Origin of the sequence: Pseudomonas sp. UBA3149 (genome assembly GCF_002364655.1) — a bacterium.
GTDB classification, from domain to species: domain Bacteria; phylum Pseudomonadota; class Gammaproteobacteria; order Pseudomonadales; family Pseudomonadaceae; genus Chryseomonas; species Chryseomonas luteola.
Genome location: NZ_DEYV01000026.1, coordinates 52,415 through 71,375, shown reverse-complemented (window position 1 = coordinate 71,375; position 18,961 = coordinate 52,415). Strand labels below are relative to the sequence as shown.

Here is an 18,961-nt window from a genome sequence, read left to right as displayed (position 1 = left end):
ACTCTCACGACGCCAGGGGCGCCACCTGCCAACTTCCATCCTGCCACGTCAGCTGTCGGTCACAGCCCGACTCGCGCGCATCCGAATCCGCCTGGCCAGGCAACGCCTGCACCACGCGCTCACCGCCTGAACGTAACTGGCGAATCGCATTCCATAGCTGAGCATCCTCGCCATGAGGTGCCCAGATACCTGTTAGCGGCTCGGTCATTTCCGCCTGACCCAGCATAACCAATGTTTTCAGATCGGTAGAAAAGCCTGTTGCCGGGCGTGCCCGGCCAAAATTCGCGCCGATATTGTCGTAGCGCCCCCCTTGAGCAATAGCCTGACCGCTACCTGGGACAAACGCCGCGAAAACAACGCCGGTGTGATAGTGATACCCACGCAGCTCGCCCAGATCAAAATACAGCGGAACATCTGGAAACCGTTGAGCTAACGTATCAGCCAGGGAGCACAGCGCCTCCAGGGCAGAGACAACGGCAGGCGGCGCTTCCGCCAGGCGCTGACGCGCAGCCTCCAGGGCCTGACGCCCACCGCACAGCTCAACCAGGCTACGCAACATGTCGCCATAAGGCGCAGAAAGCTCTTGGGTCAGGGTAATAACTTCATCTACCGCCTTGCGCTGCAGCGCATCAAAAAGCGCCTCTTCTGCTGCGCCGGATAGGCCTGCCACTTCGCACAAACCACGATAGATTCCGACATGTCCAAGGTCCATGTGCACATCCGGGATTTGAGCCAGTTCAAGCACACCCAGCATCAGGCTGATGATTTCAAGATCACCGGCCGTGTCCTTGGCACCATATAACTCAGCCCCGATCTGAATCGGACTGCGCGACGTAGACAGCGCGCGCGGACGGGAATGCAGGACACTGCCGGCATAGCACAGGCGACTCGGGCCTTCCCTATGCAACGCATGGGCATCCATTCGAGCGACCTGGGGTGTGATATCGGCGCGGAATCCCATCAGGCGCCCCGACAGCGGATCGGTTACCTTGAAGGTGCGCAGCTCCAGATCCTGGCCCGCCGCCGTCAGCAACGACTCCAGAAACTCGACATGGGGCGTTACGACAAATTCGTATCCCCACTGTTGAAACAACTCCAACACCCGTCGACGCGCGATCTCGATGCTGGCAGCCTCGGGAGGCAGGATTTCTTCAATTCCGTCAGGCAGCAGCCAGCGGTCTACCGTTGCCATTTAGCCTTTCTCCATCATGCGAGCAGCAGCCTGTCATGAAGACCTTATGCACGCGCAGGCAAAACCTGCCGCACAGAGCACGGTACAGTAGCGAGCAAAGCGCGCAGCGACGGTAGATCGCCTAAGCCATCCCCGTGATACAACCTCGCCGCCATGCAATGGTTCATGCAGACGCAAAAAAGCCGGGATGTTCCCGGCTGACTCATGATACCACGAAATACAAAAAGGTCAGCGGCGGGCGACGAGCGCCCGCCAACCTTTTTACGGGGTTGGATCACCCAAGTATTTGAAGAACTCGTTCTTCGGATCCATCACTAAGATGTCGCTCTTATTAGAGAAACTGTTGCGATAAGCCTGCAAGCTACGCGTAAAAGAGTAGAACTCAGGGTTTTTTGTATAAGCCTGGGCATAGATCGCAGCAGCACGAGCATCACCATCGCCTCGTGTTTCTTCTGCCTCGCGATAGGCTTCCGCCAGAATGACGCGACGCTGACGATCCGCATCTGCACGAATACCTTCAGCCAGCTCACGCCCCTTGGCACGGTGCTCACGCGCTTCACGCTCACGCTCAGTGCCCATACGCTCATAGACGCTACGGCTCACCTCTTTCGGCAGATCAATAGCCTTGACTCGGACATCCAATACTTCGATGCCCAGCTCTGCATTAGCCATTTTGTTAAGTGAACCTGTTAACTCGGCCACCATGGCATCACGCTCGCCAGAAACCACTTCATGCAAAGTGCGCTTACCAAACTGATCACGCAGTCCGGCTTCTAAACGACGCATCAGACGCTCATCGGCAATCTGCTTCATACCTGAGGTTGCCGTATAGAAACGCTCAGCATTAAAGACACGCCATTTGGCATAGGCATCAACCATCACAGCTTTCTTTTCCAAGGTCAAAAACCGCTGTGTTGGAGAGTCTAGCGTCATAAGACGGGCATCGAACTTACGCACCTTATTTACAAAGGGCAGCTTGAAGTGCAAACCAGGCTTAAGGTCAGCATCTACTACACGACCAAACTGCAACATAACTGCACGTTCGGTCTGCTGAACGATAAACAGGCTGCTCCAGGCAAATAGTCCTAGAATGACCACTACAACCAGAGCGGCGATAGACTTGTTACTCATCAGCGGCTCTCCCTTGTCCGTACTTCAGGCAGCTGCGGCAAAGCCCTTACCGATGGCGAAGGATTATTCGAGCTGTTATTGCCTGAAGAAGGCGAGGTCGATGAATCACTCGATTCGGCAGGACGGTTTTGCACCATCTTATCTAGCGGCAGATAGAGCATATTATTCTGACCGCCCTGTGCTGTGATCAGAACCTTGCTCGATTGGCTCAGCATATCTTGCATAGCCTCAAGATACAGACGCTCGCGCGTTACCTGAGGTGCTTTCTCATACTCGGCTACCAAGTTATTAAAGCGATCCGCTTCACCCTGAGCGCGTGCAATGACCTCCTCACGGTAACCATTGGCATCTTCAATCAAACGCTGAGCCTGACCACGCGCCTCGGGAATCACGCCGTTAGCATAAGCTTCGGCTTGGTTACGCTCACGCTGCTCGTCTTCACGTGCACGAATAACATCATCAAATGCTTCCTGAACCTCGCGAGGTGCAGCAGCACTTTGGATGTTTACCTGAGTTACCGTAATACCTGTTTTGTAGGTATCCAGGAAACGCTGTAAGCGCTCACGCACCTCACCTGCGACCTGCTCACGGCCAGATGTCAGCAGCTGATCCATGGTCGAAGAGCCAGCCACATGACGCAGAGCACTATCAGTAGCATGCTGAAGACTGAGTTCCGGCTGATCCACGTTTAATACAAAAGACTCCAAATCGGTAATCTTGTACTGAACGGTCAGCGGTACCTCGACGATATTCTCGTCCTGAGTCAGCATTTGCCCCTGCTTGCTATACGCACGTTCACGCGTCACGTTTTCCTGGAACTTGCGATCCATTGGGGGGAAATAAATATTCAGGCCAGGACCTACCGTTTCGTAATACTTGCCGAAGCGCAGCACAACTGCTTGCTCCTGCTCGTCAACGACATAAATAGCGTTGTATAGCCACAAGCCAAACAGCAAGGCCAAGCCAATTAAAATCAGACCCGCACTGCTGCCCGCCTGACGGTTACCTCCGCTGGAATCCGGGCGCTTTTTACCGCCAAACAAGCGATTCAGCTTGTTCTGCAGCTTACGAAGCGCTTCATCCAAGTCCGGTGGACCTTGACGGCCGCCACCATTACCATTACCACCGCCACGGCGATCGCCCCAGGGGTCTTGATTATTTGAGTTGCCACCCGGCTCGTTCCAAGCCATAGCGCTCTCCCTACTGACTAAAGCGAAAACGCGCCGGTTGGCGCGCCGACCAATGCTACCGGATGCCGGGCACCCGGACCAAAAACGTCGATAAAGGCTTTATTGCAAAGTATGTTGCGCCACGAAGTCATCCGGCTTGAAACCTTCACGACTGACGAGACGATTAAGTTCTGCACGAGGCAAACGTACTGACAACACCGTATACCCTTCTTCGTCATGCGATTCTTCCTGTACAGCACCTTGACTGAACAATAGCGCACGCAGACGTCCCATAGCCTGAGGCAGCCGCAATTTACCTACGAACAGGTCGTCGCCCAACAATTCGGCCACAGCTTGACGAATCAGTTCCAAGCCCCGGTTTTCCCGAGCAGAAGCCCAAACTCTGATCGGACGACCAGTTTCCTCGTCGCGCTGGATGTGCGGCTCGACATTCTCAAGCAGGTCGATCTTGTTATAGACCTCCAGCATGGGAATCTCGTTAGCACCGATCTCTTCCAGCACGACGTTCACCTGCTCGATTTGCAGCATGCGATCCTCTTCGTGAGAGTCGATCACATGCAGTAGCAGATCCGCGTTGCTTGATTCTTCCAGCGTGGCGCGAAACGCCTCAACCAGCTTGTGTGGCAGATGTCGAATGAAACCCACAGTATCAGCCAGTACCACCGGTCCCAGGTCAGCCAGTTCCAGACGACGCAATGTAGGATCCAGCGTCGCGAACAACTGATTCGCTGCATAGACCTCGGAAGAGGTCAGGGTGTTGAATAGCGTAGACTTGCCAGCGTTGGTATAGCCAACAAGCGATACCGCTGGAACTTCGGCACGTCGCCGCCCTCTTCGGGCCTGCTCACGTTGACTGCGTACCTTTTCAAGGCGCTGTTTGATCTGACGGATACGAACACGCAACAGGCGACGGTCCGTCTCGAGCTGTGTTTCGCCCGGCCCTCGAAGACCGATACCACCTTTTTGTCGCTCAAGGTGGGTCCAGCCACGCACCAGACGAGTACTCATGTGCTCAAGCTGTGCCAGCTCAACCTGAAGCTTACCTTCATGGGTTCGAGCACGCTGGGCAAAGATATCGAGAATCAACCCAGTACGATCAAGCACCCGGCACTCCAGGGCGCGCTCGAGGTTGCGCTCCTGACTGGGCGTAAGGGTATGGTTGAAGATGACCAGTTCGGCTTCATCGGCCTTCACCAAGTCATGAAGTTCATCGACCTTGCCGGTACCGATGAGAAAACGTGCAGAAGGCTGATGTCGCGACACGGTAACCATCGCCACCGTGTCAGCGCCAGCAGAGCGCGCAAGTTCTTGGAACTCCTGAGGATCCTCGCGGGATTCAGGATCTTGGCCTTCGAGATGGACCAGAATGGCCCGTTCACCACCACCCGGGCGTTCAAAGAACAAAGGCGACTCCTATTTACATGTTACCGGGTTCAGCCGGCTGATCACTGCTAGGCAGACGAACAGGACGACTAGGAACTACCGTTGAGATTGCGTGCTTGTAAACCATCTGGCTGACAGTGTTTTTCAACAGGATGACGAACTGATCAAAGGACTCGATCTGACCTTGCAACTTGATGCCATTGACCAGGTAAATGGAAACTGGAACGCGTTCCTTACGCAAAGTATTCAGGTAAGGGTCTTGTAGCGAATGCCCTTTTGACATTGTGCCGCTCTCCTCAAAGGTAAAAGATTCGTTTGTTGCAAGGTCAGAAGGTTCGCCATCACCGGCGTGGTTCTTCTTGAGACTCAACTGCATATGGAGACCGCCTTAAGGCTTTTCAAGACACGCGACACATTGTCACGGGCCATACTGTCCAACCACTGTAGCTGGCCCCAGCTGCGTAGCCAGGTAAGCTGCCGTTTAGCCAGCTGACGCGTAGCGATAATGCCGCGCTCTGTCATTTCGTCGTAACTCATTCCGCCGTCCAGATACTCCCATACTTGACGGTAGCCTACGGCACGCATGGAGGGTAGTTCAGGCTGCAAATCACCTCGCGCCCGTAGACGTGAGACCTCATCGACAAAGCCCTGTTCCAGCATGTGGCGGAAACGCTGGGCTATTCGCGCATGCAATAGCGCACGCTCTTGAGGAGCAATAGCCAGATGAACGGCAGTATACGGGAAATGTGCGACAAGCGGCGCGTCGGAATCTGCATTTCCTTGTCTTTGACGCTCCCGATGCTCGGTCATCGTCATTCCACTGACGCGATGGACTTCCAGTGCACGGGTCAGGCGCTGGGGGTCATTGGGATGGATGCGCGCCGCTGACTCAGGATCGACCTCTGCCAGTTGCCGATGAACCTCACCCCACCCCTGCTCTGCCGCAACGGCTTCGATTTCGGCACGAATGGTTGGATCGGCGCTGGGCATGTCCGCTAACCCCTCAAGGAGCGCCTTGAAATACAGCATGGTGCCGCCTACCAGCAGAGGAATACGTCCTGCCGCCGTGATGTCTGCCATTGCCTGACGGGCATCGGCACAGAAATCAGCCGCCGAATAGGTCTCGCTGGGCTCGCGGATGTCGATCAGACGATGGGGAAAAGCCTCCAGAAGTGCTTTCGAGGGCTTGGCCGTACCGATATCCATCTCGCGATACACCAGCGCCGAGTCGACACTGATCAAGTCGCACGGCAGAACCTTGGCAAGCTCAAGGGCTAGATCGGTCTTGCCGGAGGCTGTAGGTCCCATCAGAAAAATGGCAGGTGGAAAAGACATGGAAACTCTCATGAAAGTCGACGCCGCGTCATGCGACATCGATTACCTGCCACGCAGGAATAATTTATCGAGATCATCAAGGCCCATCTGCGTCCATGTGGGTCGACCATGATTGCATTGGCCGCTTCGCTCGGTGATCTCCATATCCCGTAGCAAAGCGTTCATTTCAGGCACTGTCAAACGCCGGTTGGCTCTGACGGAGCCGTGACAGGCCATGGTGCCCAGCAGTTCGTTGATATGCGCCTGGATACGATCACTCGTGCCGTACTCTAAGAGATCTGTTAGAACATCTCGAACCAGATCACCTGCTTCGGCTTGTTTCAGCAGCGCAGGTATTTGTCGGATAGCCAGGGTTTCCGGCCCTAGCCGCTGCAGCTCAAAACCCAGCTTGGAAAACCATTGGGCATGCTCTTCTGCACAATCGGCCTCCCGCTCGCTGACCGCCAATGACTCAGGCACCAGAAGTGGCTGTCCACGCAGGCCTTCGCTGGCCATGGCAACCTTTAGACGCTCATAGGTAATACGCTCATGGGCGGCGTGCATGTCGACCAGCACCAGACCGTGAGCATTTTCCGCCAGGATATAAATGCCCTTGAGTTGAGCCAGTGCATAGCCCAATGGAGGAATATCACCCTGGCTTTCCGGCAAGGCAGCTGGCGCAGCTCCTGTGCTACTGACTGTAGAAGGCAACGGAGCAAAAAAGGTCTGGTAGGCTCCCTGCAGCTCGGCCACACTCTGGGTAGGGTATGCCGGCTTGGGCGAATAGCTGCCGGAGCCGCCGTAGCTTCCACCAGAACCACCGCCAGCAACTGGCCGTGGCGATGTTTCCGGCATGGCCGGTTCGATGCGATACGATGCAGGCGCAGGCTGGCTACTTTCCAGTGCATGCGCCGCCAGGCTCATCTCACCTTGGGGACCAAATTCCCCTGCAGCGGAGCCTGTGGCGCGAGGCGGCACGGTAACAGCCGATGCCGGTGCCGTCACCTGATCGTCCGGACGCACATCGGCCAGCGCACGGTGCAAGGTGCCGTAAAGGAAATCATGCACCATCCGCGTATCCCGGAACCGAACTTCATGCTTGGTGGGATGTACGTTCACATCCACCACGCCTGGGTCGAGTTCGAGAAACAACACGAATGCAGGGTGCCGCCCGTTATAGAGCACATCACGATAGGCCTGCCGGATAGCATGCGCGACCAGCTTGTCGCGCACCATGCGACCATTCACATAGAAGTACTGCAGGTCCGCCTGGCTGCGAGAGAAGGTCGGCATGCCGACCCAGCCCCACAGGCGCAGCTCGCCGCGTTCATTCTGAATAGGCAGGGCCTGCTCCAGAAAATTCGGCCCACAGACCGCCGCGACACGGCGGGCCTGGGTAAGGTCATCCGTAGCCTCACGCAGGGCTAGAATGCTCTTGCCGTTGTGGCGAAGATTGAACCCTACATCGAAGCGGGCCAGGGCCAGGCGCTTGATAACCTCCTGCAGATGGTCGAATTCGGTTTTTTCCGAACGCAAGAATTTACGACGCGCCGGTGTATTGAAGAAAAGGTCGCGCACTTCGACCGTGGTGCCTTGCGGATGCGCGGCCGGTTTGACTGATGAGTGCATTTCTCGCCCTTCGGTCTCGACCTGCCACGCCTGATCGGCATCCTGGTGGCGTGATGTAAGGGTCAGGCGCGAGACCGAGCTGATCGAGGCAAGCGCTTCTCCTCGAAAGCCCAGGCTAATGACATGCTCAAGTTCATCCAGGTTATAAATCTTGCTGGTCGCATGGCGCTCCAGCGCCAGAGGCAGGTCGTCAGAAGGAATACCGCTACCATCGTCCCTGATTCGCAGCAGCTTGACACCGCCCTGCTCGACATCGATGTCGATACGGCGTGCCCCGGCATCCAGACTGTTTTCCAACAGTTCCTTGGCTACCGAGGCCGGGCGCTCAACCACCTCGCCGGCGGCAATCTGGTTGGCCAGACGTGGGCTGAGCAGTTGAATACGACGAAGTTCAGTCATGGAATTAGCCAGGCTGGTCTGAGAGTCGAATGGAAAGCAGTGCCAAAACGAAACCGGCCGCGCTGCCCGAGGCAGTGGCAGCTGGCCGATTCGAGCCGCTATGGCGAAGGCATCTCGCTATTTTAGCGCGAGCCGGTTGCCACTTGCTGTGCTTTTTGGTCACGCAGCCAGGCCAGGTATGTACCTGGCGGCGGACTCTTCTGGAAGTACGTGGAAATACCGCTGCGGATCTGCCGTGCCAGCAATTCCTGATGTGAGGCCGCTGCAAGCTTGACGGACTCGGTCGGGTTCGAGATGAACCCGGTTTCAACCAGGATCGAAGGAATATCCGGCGATTTCAACACCACGAAGGCAGCCTGCTCCACGCGATTATGCAGGAGCTTGGTCTGTTGCCCGATGTTGGCCAGAACCTTCTGCCCGACATCCAGACTTGCGGACATGGTAGAGGTCATGGACAGATCCAGCAAAACACCGGCAAGCATCTGATCCTTGTTGTCCAGAGCACTGCCCACCCCGCCTACAAGGTCCGAGCTGTTTTCAGTATCTGCCAGCCAGCGCGCTGTTTCAGACGTGGCGCCCCGCTGAGAAAGCGCAAATACCGATACACCCGAGGCGGTTCGGTTGGGCGCTGCGTCGGCATGAATGGACACAAACAGATCAGCCCCTTTCTTACGCGCTATCTCGGTACGCTTGCGCAAGGGGATGTAATAGTCACCCGTACGAGTCAGCTCGGCCTTGAAGCCCTTCATGCTGTTGATCTGGGCTTGCAGTTTTCGCCCGATGGCCAACGTGATGTTCTTTTCATAAAGGCCGCCACCCTTGGCAATTGCACCAGGGTCTTCACCGCCATGACCAGGGTCGATCACTACAATGATGTCGCGCTTGCCAGAGGGACCAGCCGGCACGGTGACCTTGGGCTGCGCAGGGGTTACCGGCGCAGATGGCTCACCCGGCGTAGGCGTCGCGGGAATATCGGATGATAGGTCCGCGCCCTGATCGAACAGATCGACTACCAGACGATTTCCGTACTGCTGATTAGGCGCAAGCGTAAAGCTCTTGGGCGTAACCTGCTGAGACACATCGAGCACCATGCGCAGCTCGTCGGCTGAGCGTTGGGCCGAGCGCAGTCCGGTAATCGGCGTACCCTTCAGGCGAGCCTCGTTGAGCTTGGTCGCCAGTTTGGCTCCGCTGATATCAATGACGATCCGGTTGGGCGACGTCAGAGTAAAGACATTGGCTTTGACCGGCCCTGACAGATCGAATACCAGGCGCGTATTGTCCGGTGCACGCCAGACACGCATATCCTTGATATCTGACGCTGCCAACACTTGGCTGGCCAGACAACACAAAATAACTCCCAACGTTGCCCATCCCAGGCGTACACGCTTCCCCCACCCCATTTGCATCAAACTCCTGTGGATAGGGCGGCACGCCAGGCATCACCATGTGAGCCTTGAAAAACCAACTGCACGTTACGGCCGCCCGCATGCGGCGTAATGGTAATGTCCAGGTCTGGCTTTGGCAAAAGCCCCATGCCCCGCTCAGGCCATTCGATCAGACAAAGGGCATCACCGGTGAAGTAATCCCGGATTCCCATGAACTCGAGTTCTTCCGGATCAGCCAGACGATACAGATCGAAATGGTAGACCCGGATCTCACCGATTTCGTACGGCTCGACCAGCGTAAAGGTAGGGCTCTTGACCGCACCTGTATGGCCTAGACCCCGCACGATGCCGCGTGACAAGGTCGTCTTGCCGGCTCCGAGGTCTCCGTGAAGATAAAGCGTTCCACGGCCGCCGCTGGCCAGGGCTATTGTGCTGCCCAAGGCTGTCATGGCGTCCTCGTCAGGCGCGAACAGGGTTATCGTCTCGGACGAAGGCGTTACTGCAGACATGGATTGTAACTCTCTAAAAGCTGACGAACGGTATCGGGTAAATCACTGGCAGCCAGTCCTCGACCATGCTGTCCCAGCAGCTCTCCTGCACGGCCATGTAGCCAGGCGCCCAGGCAGGCAGCATCGAACACCGAGAGGTGTTGTGCCAGTAAGGCAGCAATAATGCCTGTGAGCACATCGCCTGCGCCACCAGTAGACATCGCCGGGTGACCACGCCCACAAAGCGCCATGCGGCCATCCGGTGCAGCAATAAGGGTCCCGAGGCCTTTGAGCAACACCACTGCGCCATAGTGCTCCGCCAGCTTTCGGGCTGCGGCCGGGCGTCGACTCTGAATCGTGGCAATATCGCTGCGCAACAGGCGCGCAGCCTCACCTGGGTGAGGGGTCATGATCCACTCGCCCCTGGGCTTGGTGACCGCCTGGCTGGCCAGCAGGTTGAGCGCATCGGCATCCCATACCTGAGGTACTTCTCGGGACGCCGCCACGCTGATCACACTGCGGCTCCAGGCGCCCTGCCCCAGACCAGGCCCGACGGCCAGGACATCGGCTTTTTCTGCCAGGGCAATGACTTTACCCGCGGACTCGACACCTGCCACCATCACTTCAGGTCGACGTGCCAGCACAGGCGCCACATTCGAAGGTCGCGTAGCCAGGGAAATCATGCCGGCGCCGCAGCGGAGCGCTGCCTCGGAGGTCATGAGCGCAGCGCCGCCAGTGCCTTCGTCCCCTCCGATGACCAACACATGGCCGAAGTTGCCCTTGTGCGAGCCGCGCTTACGCGGCTTAAGCTTGGGCAGATTGCGGGGCGCCAGCCGTTGCGCCATGGCATCGGCAGGGTTCTGTGGTTCCTCGACCAGGGCGGCAAACTCGATATCGCCACAGTAGTCCGGCCCATTGCCTGTCAACAGGCCAAGCTTGAGACCGATGAAGGTAATGGTAAGATTGGCTTTGACGGCTTGATCCCTGACAAAGCCTGTATCAGCGTTGAGCCCCGAGGGAATATCGACGGCCACGACCGGAAGGTCGCAGCTATTGATCTGCTCGATGGCCTTGGCATACGGCTCACGTACTTCGCCGGAAAAGCCGGTACCCAGCATGGCGTCCACTACAACGCCTGTCAGCTTTACGCCCGCTCGCCAAGGCTCCGGGTTGATACCGGTACCCTTGGCCTCCATATATGCCTTGGCCGCATCGCCTTCGAGCTTTTCAGGGTCGCTCAGGTAATACACGTTTACCGGCCAGCCACTCCGCTGAGCAAGCGAGGCGATTAGATAACCGTCTGCGCCATTATTACCGCCCCCGGCAAAAACAGTCAGTGCACCGGCATCGGGCCAGCGTTGACGCAGGGACCGCCAGGCGGCTCGCGCGGCACGGTGCATAAGTTCGAAACCGGAAGTACCCGATTCGATCAGACGCGCGTCGAGCGCTCGTACCTGCGCAGCGCTATAGAGGGAAAGCGGCAGTTCGTCGTGCATGCGATACCAAGCTCCAAGGTCTGGCAAAATAGGTTCTCGTCAGTAACTTAAACACGTCATGTCTTCTTACGCACTCGATCTCGATACGCTAGCAGCCTCCATCAAGGAATGGGGTCGCGAGCTGGGTTTTCAGCAGACCGGCATTACCGGTGTAGCGCTGGGCGACCACGAAGCGTACCTCGAGCGCTGGCTGGCCGCGGGCTATCACGGCGAGATGGACTATATGGCCGCACACGGACAAAAACGTTCGCGCCCGGACGAACTGGTGCCAGGCACGCTACGGATCGTTTCGCTTCGCATGGATTATCTGCCGGGCGATACCGACATGGCGAAGCGACTGGCGGACCCTGCACACGCCTATATCTCTCGCTATGCCCTGGGCCGCGATTATCACAAACTGATCCGCAAACGGCTGCAACAGCTGGCCGAACGTATTCAAGCCACGATTGGCCCGTTCGGCTACCGTGCATTCGTCGACAGCGCCCCTGTGCTTGAGAAAGCGCTGGCGGAAAAGGCCGGCCTGGGCTGGATCGGCAAGAACACGCTGGTGCTCAACCGCAAGGCAGGCAGTTATTTCTTTCTGGGAGAACTCTTTACCGACCTACCCTTACCTGTCGATGAGCCTCATCCCAGCAATCACTGTGGCCGATGCAGCGCCTGCATGGATATCTGTCCGACACAGGCGTTCGTTGCCCCCTATGTACTGGATGCGCGGCGCTGCATTTCCTACCTGACGATCGAGTTCAAGGGCTCGATTCCCGAGGAACTGCGCCCGTTGATCGGCAACCGGGTCTTTGGCTGCGATGACTGCCAGATTGTCTGCCCCTGGAACCGATTCGCCAAACCCACCGCGCAACCGGACTTCCAGCCACGGCATAACCTGGACAACAGTGATCTGGTGACGCTATTTCGTTGGACGGAAGACGAATTTCTAAGCCGTACGGAGGGTTCGTCCTTGCGCCGGGCAGGCTACGAGCGCTGGCTGCGCAACCTGGCGGTGGCGCTGGGCAACGCGCCTACCAGCATTCCGGTGGTCGAAGCATTGAAGGCGCACCAGCAACACCCATCTCCACTTGTGCGCGAACATGTGGAGTGGGCGCTGGGGCGTCACGGCTATGCCTAGACCTTGATGAAGTGCTTGCGGTAGTAGCGCAGCTCCTCAATGGAGTCACGGATATCGTCCAGCGCCAGATGACTGCCGGTCTTCTTCACGCCATCACGGACATGAGGTGCCCACCGCGCCGCCAGTTCCTTGAGGGTTGAAACATCCAGGTTGCGATAGTGGAAGTAGGCTTCCAGCTGCGGCATGTGCCGATAAAGAAAGCGACGGTCCTGGCAAATGCTGTTTCCGCAAATGGGCGACTTGCGCGCCGGCACCCACTGCTCGAGGAAGGCCAGGGTCTGGCGCTCGGCCTCCGCCATGCTGATGGTGCTTTCGCGGACCCGCTGGGTCAGGCCTGACTGGCCGTGCTGACGTGTGTTCCACTCGTCCATGCCGTTCAGAATCTCGTCCGGCTGATGAATCGCGATGACCGGACCTTCGGCCAAGGTGTTCAGCTCACTGTCCGTCACGATGGTGGCCATTTCTATGATCACATCGTTATCCGGATCCAGGCCGGTCATTTCGAGGTCGATCCAGATCAGGTTCTGGTCATTCTGCATGGCAATACTCCTTAAGCAATGCAGGCAGTTTAGCGGAATAAATACAGCTCGGCTGGCCTTGCGCCACGCCGTCAGCGTTGCCAGATGAGAATTTTCGACTGCCGCCAGTCATTCAGCTCGATGACCTGCCGGGGAGGTACACCCGGAATCTCGAACGTGTTGCTGATAAACAGCGCACCCGGACGCATTTCGGCCTGCGCTTTTTTCCATAGGTCAGGCATAGGGGCGGGCGAGAGAAAACAGTAGACGACATCGTATTCAGCCAGATCGACTTTCCAGAGGCTCTGATAACGAATCCGACAGTTACGCCGCGGTAGGCAGCGCAGCCAGGAGAGCAGAAAACTCATCGGCGCGGTCTCGACGCCCGTAAAATGGCTCTTAGGGTGTAAACGCGACAGATAGACGAGCGTTCCGGCCAGACCGCTTCCCAGGTCGATGAAAGACACCTTGTCTGATCGTTCAGCTATCAGCTCACTGAGCTTTCGCTGTGTCTCATGCCCGGTCAGATAGAGCGGAACCCGTTCGGTCAGGCTGTTCCAGTTCAAGAGCAGAATAACGAAAAATCCTGCGAGAAAGACCCAACCGGGAATGGCATAACCGGCGAAGGCAACCAGGGCTGGTACGAAAGCCAGATTGATGAAGAGCCACCAGCGGTGCAGGCCCATCCACTGCCCAAGCGCTGCGGCCAGGACCCCTTGCAGGCACGCCGCACCGATCAACGGTGCGCGGTAATGGAGCGTAACCAGACCAACCTGTAGAACAATCCAGGTAACAAGCAGTGCAAGCACCTGCACCAGTAATGCAAGGATAGCGGGATATCGGCGGCGTAAGGTGTCGAGCATATGGCCAAGTCATAACAGCGGATAATGCTGTGCAGTCTAGCCAAGATCCGACCGCTGGACGATCTCTGCCCCGGCAGACGAACCGCCTGTTAGACTTTATCTTTACTTCAGGTTTATCGAGCTACTTAATGGCCAAACGCCACCTCACTCGCCGGCAAAGCTGGCGTATTGAAAAGATTCAGACCGAACGTGCGGCTCGCGCCGAGCGTCGGGAGTCCCGGTTGATCGAAGAGCTTGAGGGTGGCGACCTGGGCCCGGAGTTGACGGGTCGGATCATTGCCCACTTTGGTGTACAGGTAGAGGTGGAGGGCGAAGACGGCCAGCTCCAGCGCTGCCACTTGCGCGCCAACCTGCCAGCTCTGGTGACGGGAGACCGGGTAGTCTGGCGGACGGGTAATCAGGGCATTGGCGTTATCGTCGCCCAACTGCCTCGAATTTCGGAGCTGTGTCGTCCCGACATGCGGGGTGTCCTGAAGCCAGTTGCGGCCAACGTCGATCGATTGATCATTGTATTTGCGCCGATTCCCGAGCCCCACAGCAACCTGATCGACCGCTATCTGGTCGCAGCCGAGCATGCCAGCATTCAGCCTATTCTACTGTTGAACAAGGCTGATCTGATCGATGAAAGTAATGCCGAGCGGATGGATAACCTGCTGGGCATCTACAACAACCTGGGCTACCCCTTGCTCGAAGTATCGGCGTTGAACGGCCTAAGCCTGGACAAGCTGAAAGAGACCCTCGATGGACACATCAGTGTTTTCGTAGGGCAGTCCGGTGTAGGCAAATCATCGCTGGTAAACGCCTTGTTGCCGGGCGTGGACACGCGTGTCGGGGCGTTGTCCGAGATAACCGGCAAAGGAACGCATACGACCACCACGGCCCGCCTGTTCCACTTCCCGGGCGGCGGCGATCTGATCGACTCACCCGGTATCCGCGAGTTCGGCCTGGGTCATGTAAGCCGTCAGGATGTGGAAGCCGGCTTTATCGAGTTCGCCGACCTTATCGGGCATTGCCGCTTCCGTGACTGTAAGCACGACCGGGAGCCGGGCTGTGCTTTTCTGGCGGCGCAGGAAGAGGGACGAATTCACCCTCAACGCATGGCCAGTTACCGTCACATTATCGCCAGCCTGCCCGAACCTGAGTACTAGGTCCGGGCAGGCCCTCTTTACCGCTAGGGCTTAGGCGGCGGGCTCATTTGCAGCGCACCGTCGTCGAAGGCGTTGATTTCCTTCTTCAGGTCGATGCCCTTGAGCGGGTTGGCCAGATTACTCGTAGCCTTCACGCTGCCGGGGTTACCGGTCGAGGCACCCGTGTCACTGCCTGCCGGAGCCTGGTCCGGAGTCGCGGCCGGCGGGGTATCGGCTTGGCCGCCATTGTCACCCTCGATGGCCTTCTGAGCCTTCTTGGTCAGAACAACAATGTCGATACGACGGTTGACCGGATCGAGCGGGTCCTTGCGATCGAACAGTGCCGACGAGGCATACCCTACTACACGGGCCACCTGGTTCTCTGGGTAACTACCTGCCACCAGCGCTCGACGGGCCGCATTGGCACGAGCAGCCGACAGTTCCCAGTTGCCGTAGTATCCCTTCCCTACGAACGGCTTGGCATCGGTGTGACCGCTGATGCTGATCTTGTTTGGAACTTCCTTGATCGTATCCGCCATGGCCAGCAGGATATTCTCGAAGTACATCTTCAGTTCAGCACTGCCCGAATCGAACATCGGCCGGTTTTCTGCATCGACGATCTGGATACGCAGGCCGTCCTGAGTGATCTCGAGCAGGATCTGGTCCTTGAAACGCTGCAGATCCGGGTTCTCGTTGATCTTGTTCTGCAATTCCTGTAGGAGCAGTTGCAGGCGCTCCTTGTCGATCTTCTCCGCGATGTTCTCGGCCTGCTGAGCATCAATGCCGCCCGCATCGGCTGGGCTCGGCTTGGTAGTCTGGTCGATCTGCTCCTCATCAGTGCTATCAGGTGAATCCGGCGTCTTAGGGTCATTTTCCATCGTCGGGTTCAGCGTCTGATTGGGAGACGGTGTTGGCGTACCGCCAAGGTCGATCACATAAGGACTTCCGCTTTCCGTAAACCCGATCGGGTCCTGAAAGTAGCCTGAAATGGCGATCCGCTGCTCGGGAGTGGTCGAAATCAACAGCCACATCACCAGGAAGAACGCCATCAGGGCTGTCATGAAGTCGGCGAAGGCAATCTTCCAGGCGCCGCCATGGTGCCCGCCTTCAACTTTCTTGACGCGCTTTATGATAATGGGCTGGTTGTTATCCATGACGGCTTAACCTCACGCGCCGCGCATTGCTTGCTCAAGCTCGATGAAGCTTGGGCGATGGGCGGGATACAGGACTTTACGACCGAACTCGACAGCCACGGTTGGCGGCATGCCCGATGCGGAAGCAACCAGGGTGGCCTTGATGGACTCGAGAACGTTCAGTTCTTCCTTGGCGTCATGCTCGAGCGAGGCCGCCAAGGGTGCAAAGAAGCCGTAGGACGCCAGAATACCCAGGAACGTACCTACCAGGGCGGTACCTACGCTCGCACCAATCTTGATGGTGTCCCCTTCGGCCAACAGGCCCATGGTAATTACGATACCCAGTACCGCTGCCACAATACCCATGGCTGGCATACCATCGGCGATCTTGGCTACGGCATGAGAAGGATGCTCAAGGTCAGCCTTGGTGCTATTCAGCTCCATGTCGAACAACCCTTCCAACTCGTGCGGAGCCATATTGCCAGACGACATCAGACGCAGATAATCAGTGATGAAGGCTGTCATCCGTGCATCTTTGAGGATGGCTGGGTATTTGCTGAAGATCGGGCTTTCGTTAGGCTCTTCAATATCGCCCTCGATGGACATCATGCCCTCACGACGGCTCTTGTTGAGGATTTCGTAGAGCAGCTTGAGCACGTCCAGGTAGTACGCATGAGTGAAGCGATGACCAAACATGGACAAAGACTTCTTAAACACGATCTTGAAGGTGCTGCCCGAGTTGGCCTGTAAAAAGGCACCCAACGAAGCGCCACCAATCGTCAGCACTTCGTAAGGATGCACGAGAGCCATGATACTGCCGCCCGACAGCACGAAGCCTGCGAGTATGCTACCGATGACAACGATAATGCCGATGATCTTGACCATGATTTTCAAACACTTCTAGTTAAACAAGGGCCCACAAAGAGGCTGCTGATTTAGTTATCGGATAATCTGCGCCAGACTGTAGGTATTTCTGTAAGCCATTCATGCGAGCTCTCTATGTCCATTACTACCGCTCGTCCAAATACGCTCGACGCCTGGCTGAAAAGGCTGGAAAGCGTACGTTTATCCGTACCCCAGGAAGTCAAGGAAGATGTCCGCAGGGCTCTTGCCAATGGCAACAAGACCGTTCCTGAAATTGCCGAGGTGGCGCTTCAGTCACCGATCCTGTCGCTGGTGCTGCTAAGGGAGTCCAACCGAAGCCAGCTTGGCCGGGAGAATCCTGCGGTTTCGCTGGAAGTAGCCTTGAGCCGGCTCGGGCTGGGTCCCGCTGAGTACCTGTTATCGGCACTTCCGTCGGAAGCTAAAGAGAAATACTCGCCAGCCCTCTCGCAGCTCCTGTTGATCAGCGAACACGCCATGGCGCAGGCCAATGGCCTCTTCGGCAATACCCTGGCCCGCCTGCGCCAGGAGGTTCGTCTCTCTACGCTTCTGTTCCTGGCGCCCGTGTGGCCACTGGCTCAGGCTTATCCAGAAGTCTGGGAAGAATGGGAGCAGCGGGTACTGGGCAACAACGAGCCGGCCATCACGGTCGAGCAGGAGCTGCTTGGCGTACCCCTTCTGGACCTGTGCCTGACCCTAGCCGAGCGCTGGAGCCTGCCCGCTTGGGTTGTAGACGGATATCGCCTGCTGGTGAAGGACCGTCGCCGCCTGGTCAAGGCGCTGCACATTGCCCACAACGATGCCCATCCTCTTCAGCAGCAACAGCGCTTGGATGAGGATTTGCCGCTACGTCGGTGGCTCACCCAGCCCGGCAACACGATTCTGTTGGCAAATGGTCTGGCCGTAGCTGCCCACCAGAGCTGGAGCAACCCGCATATCCTCCGCTGGCAACGGCTGGTCGGCCTCTATATGCATGAGTCACTGGATCATATTCAGCAGGTCACCCATCAGGCCGCCGCGCAGCATGCTCGCCAACAGTTCATTCCAGGCCTTTGGCATCCGGCCGAAGCCCTGATCTGGCCCTGGGATGCAAGACGCCTGCACTCAAACAGGAAGGCCGCGCCTGACACCCAATCAGCCGCGGCCAATAACCAAACGACAGGCGATGGGCTGGACGCATGGCGCCGATATTGTGCCGAACTGGTAAAGACGCCCAGTTCCTTTAGCAACGGCATCCAGCTGACGGCTTGCGCCAGGGATGCCTTGGCGGCAACCGGCCTGCCACGCCTGCTCCTGTTGACACCCGATGCGGACCAAACAGTGCTCATGGCCCAAGGCATCCATGGCCTGCCCGAAGCAGCCAAGGGGCTTCAGCTGCCTATCAACAATCATCCCCTGCTGCGCAAGCTGATGAGCGATCCCGCCCAACTTCGTATTACCCCGGAGAACAGCGCTCAGTTTCGCCCTCACCTGCCTGGTAATCTGCAAGCCCTGTTTCCACACTCACACATGGTGCTGCGCTCGATGGGCAACAAAGGTCGCGTTTCGATGCTGGCTATCATTGACAACGGAGGCGAGCCGTTTTCCGAGCGCGACCAGCAGGCTATCAATAAAACTGTCACCTGCATCGAGCGTGGCGTGACGAGTTACGCCCAACGACTCACATGATCGCTACAATCGAACCCATGATTTCAGACCGGATGACCTG

Annotated in this window: 17 protein-coding genes; 3 read left to right on the top strand and 14 right to left on the bottom strand. The window is 57.4% G+C overall.

What is annotated here, in order from left to right; all coding sequences use genetic code 11:
• Nucleotides 1-4: 4 nt before the first annotated feature.
• The 10 genes from B3729_RS14905 to B3729_RS14860 all read right to left on the bottom strand — a co-directional run bounded on the left by B3729_RS14905 (nt 5) and on the right by B3729_RS14860 (nt 11,607).
• Nucleotides 5-1,192: an ATP phosphoribosyltransferase regulatory subunit gene (locus B3729_RS14905; protein WP_286788266.1), complete on the bottom strand. Its 1,188-nt coding sequence runs from the start codon at nt 1,190-1,192 to the stop codon at nt 5-7.
• Between the two features lie 261 nt (nt 1,193-1,453).
• Nucleotides 1,454-2,323: a protease modulator HflC gene (gene hflC / locus B3729_RS14900; protein ID WP_010796924.1), complete on the bottom strand. Its 870-nt coding sequence runs from the start codon at nt 2,321-2,323 to the stop codon at nt 1,454-1,456.
• Complete coding sequence (gene hflK, locus B3729_RS14895; RefSeq protein WP_010796923.1) at nt 2,323-3,513, bottom strand: FtsH protease activity modulator HflK; 1,191 nt, start codon at nt 3,511-3,513, stop codon at nt 2,323-2,325. The genes hflC and hflK overlap by 1 nt, the downstream gene beginning before the upstream one ends.
• A 99-nt stretch (nt 3,514-3,612) precedes the next feature.
• Nucleotides 3,613-4,917 carry a ribosome rescue GTPase HflX gene (hflX, locus tag B3729_RS14890; RefSeq protein ID WP_122043569.1) on the bottom strand — a complete coding sequence of 435 codons (1,305 nt, stop codon included), beginning with the start codon at nt 4,915-4,917 and terminating at the stop codon, nt 3,613-3,615.
• A gap of 13 nt (nt 4,918-4,930) precedes the next feature.
• Nucleotides 4,931-5,179 (bottom strand): RNA chaperone Hfq, encoded by a 249-nt coding sequence (gene hfq / locus B3729_RS14885; protein WP_026003896.1) that lies wholly within the window; start codon nt 5,177-5,179, stop codon nt 4,931-4,933.
• Nucleotides 5,180-5,262: 83 nt separating this feature from the next.
• The gene (gene miaA, locus B3729_RS14880; protein ID WP_286788265.1) at nt 5,263-6,231 is read right to left on the bottom strand and encodes a tRNA (adenosine(37)-N6)-dimethylallyltransferase MiaA; all 969 of its coding nucleotides are present in this window, start codon (nt 6,229-6,231) and stop codon (nt 5,263-5,265) included.
• A gap of 42 nt (nt 6,232-6,273) precedes the next feature.
• Entirely contained in the window at nt 6,274-8,238 is a 1,965-nt protein-coding gene (gene mutL, locus B3729_RS14875; protein WP_286788264.1) for a DNA mismatch repair endonuclease MutL, read from the bottom strand.
• A gap of 122 nt (nt 8,239-8,360) precedes the next feature.
• The gene (locus tag B3729_RS14870) at nt 8,361-9,638 is read right to left on the bottom strand and encodes an N-acetylmuramoyl-L-alanine amidase (protein ID WP_286788263.1); all 1,278 of its coding nucleotides are present in this window, start codon (nt 9,636-9,638) and stop codon (nt 8,361-8,363) included.
• Between the two features lie 5 nt (nt 9,639-9,643).
• Entirely contained in the window at nt 9,644-10,132 is a 489-nt protein-coding gene (gene tsaE, locus B3729_RS14865) for a tRNA (adenosine(37)-N6)-threonylcarbamoyltransferase complex ATPase subunit type 1 TsaE (protein ID WP_286788262.1), read from the bottom strand.
• On the bottom strand, nt 10,120-11,607 hold the full coding sequence (locus B3729_RS14860; protein ID WP_286788261.1) for an NAD(P)H-hydrate dehydratase: 1,488 nt from the start codon (nt 11,605-11,607) through the stop codon (nt 10,120-10,122). The genes tsaE and B3729_RS14860 overlap by 13 nt, the downstream gene beginning before the upstream one ends.
• A gap of 58 nt (nt 11,608-11,665) precedes the next feature.
• On the opposite strand from B3729_RS14860, the gene queG reads away from it, so the two are divergent.
• The gene (queG, locus tag B3729_RS14855) at nt 11,666-12,730 is read left to right on the top strand and encodes a tRNA epoxyqueuosine(34) reductase QueG (RefSeq protein ID WP_286788260.1); all 1,065 of its coding nucleotides are present in this window, start codon (nt 11,666-11,668) and stop codon (nt 12,728-12,730) included.
• Here queG and orn read toward each other — a convergent pair.
• Entirely contained in the window at nt 12,727-13,269 is a 543-nt protein-coding gene (orn, locus tag B3729_RS14850) for an oligoribonuclease (RefSeq protein WP_010796914.1), read from the bottom strand. The two genes, queG and orn, sit on opposite strands and share 4 nt — an antisense overlap.
• A 71-nt stretch (nt 13,270-13,340) precedes the next feature.
• Complete coding sequence (locus B3729_RS14845; protein ID WP_122043580.1) at nt 13,341-14,111, bottom strand: class I SAM-dependent methyltransferase; 771 nt, start codon at nt 14,109-14,111, stop codon at nt 13,341-13,343.
• 128 nt (nt 14,112-14,239) lie between these two features.
• Here B3729_RS14845 and rsgA point away from each other — a divergent pair, with 128 nt between their 5' ends.
• On the top strand, nt 14,240-15,259 hold the full coding sequence (rsgA, locus tag B3729_RS14840) for a small ribosomal subunit biogenesis GTPase RsgA (RefSeq protein WP_286788259.1): 1,020 nt from the start codon (nt 14,240-14,242) through the stop codon (nt 15,257-15,259).
• A gap of 23 nt (nt 15,260-15,282) precedes the next feature.
• Here rsgA and motB read toward each other — a convergent pair whose 3' ends face one another.
• Both motB and motA read right to left on the bottom strand, forming a co-directional pair.
• Entirely contained in the window at nt 15,283-16,392 is a 1,110-nt protein-coding gene (gene motB, locus B3729_RS14835) for a flagellar motor protein MotB (RefSeq protein WP_074823347.1), read from the bottom strand.
• A 12-nt stretch (nt 16,393-16,404) separates the two neighbouring features.
• The gene (gene motA / locus B3729_RS14830; protein ID WP_010796910.1) at nt 16,405-17,256 is read right to left on the bottom strand and encodes a flagellar motor stator protein MotA; all 852 of its coding nucleotides are present in this window, start codon (nt 17,254-17,256) and stop codon (nt 16,405-16,407) included.
• Between the two features lie 114 nt (nt 17,257-17,370).
• On the opposite strand from motA, the gene B3729_RS14825 reads away from it, so the two are divergent.
• Complete coding sequence (locus tag B3729_RS14825; RefSeq protein WP_286788258.1) at nt 17,371-18,921, top strand: HDOD domain-containing protein; 1,551 nt, start codon at nt 17,371-17,373, stop codon at nt 18,919-18,921.
• Nucleotides 18,922-18,961 lie beyond the last annotated feature (40 nt).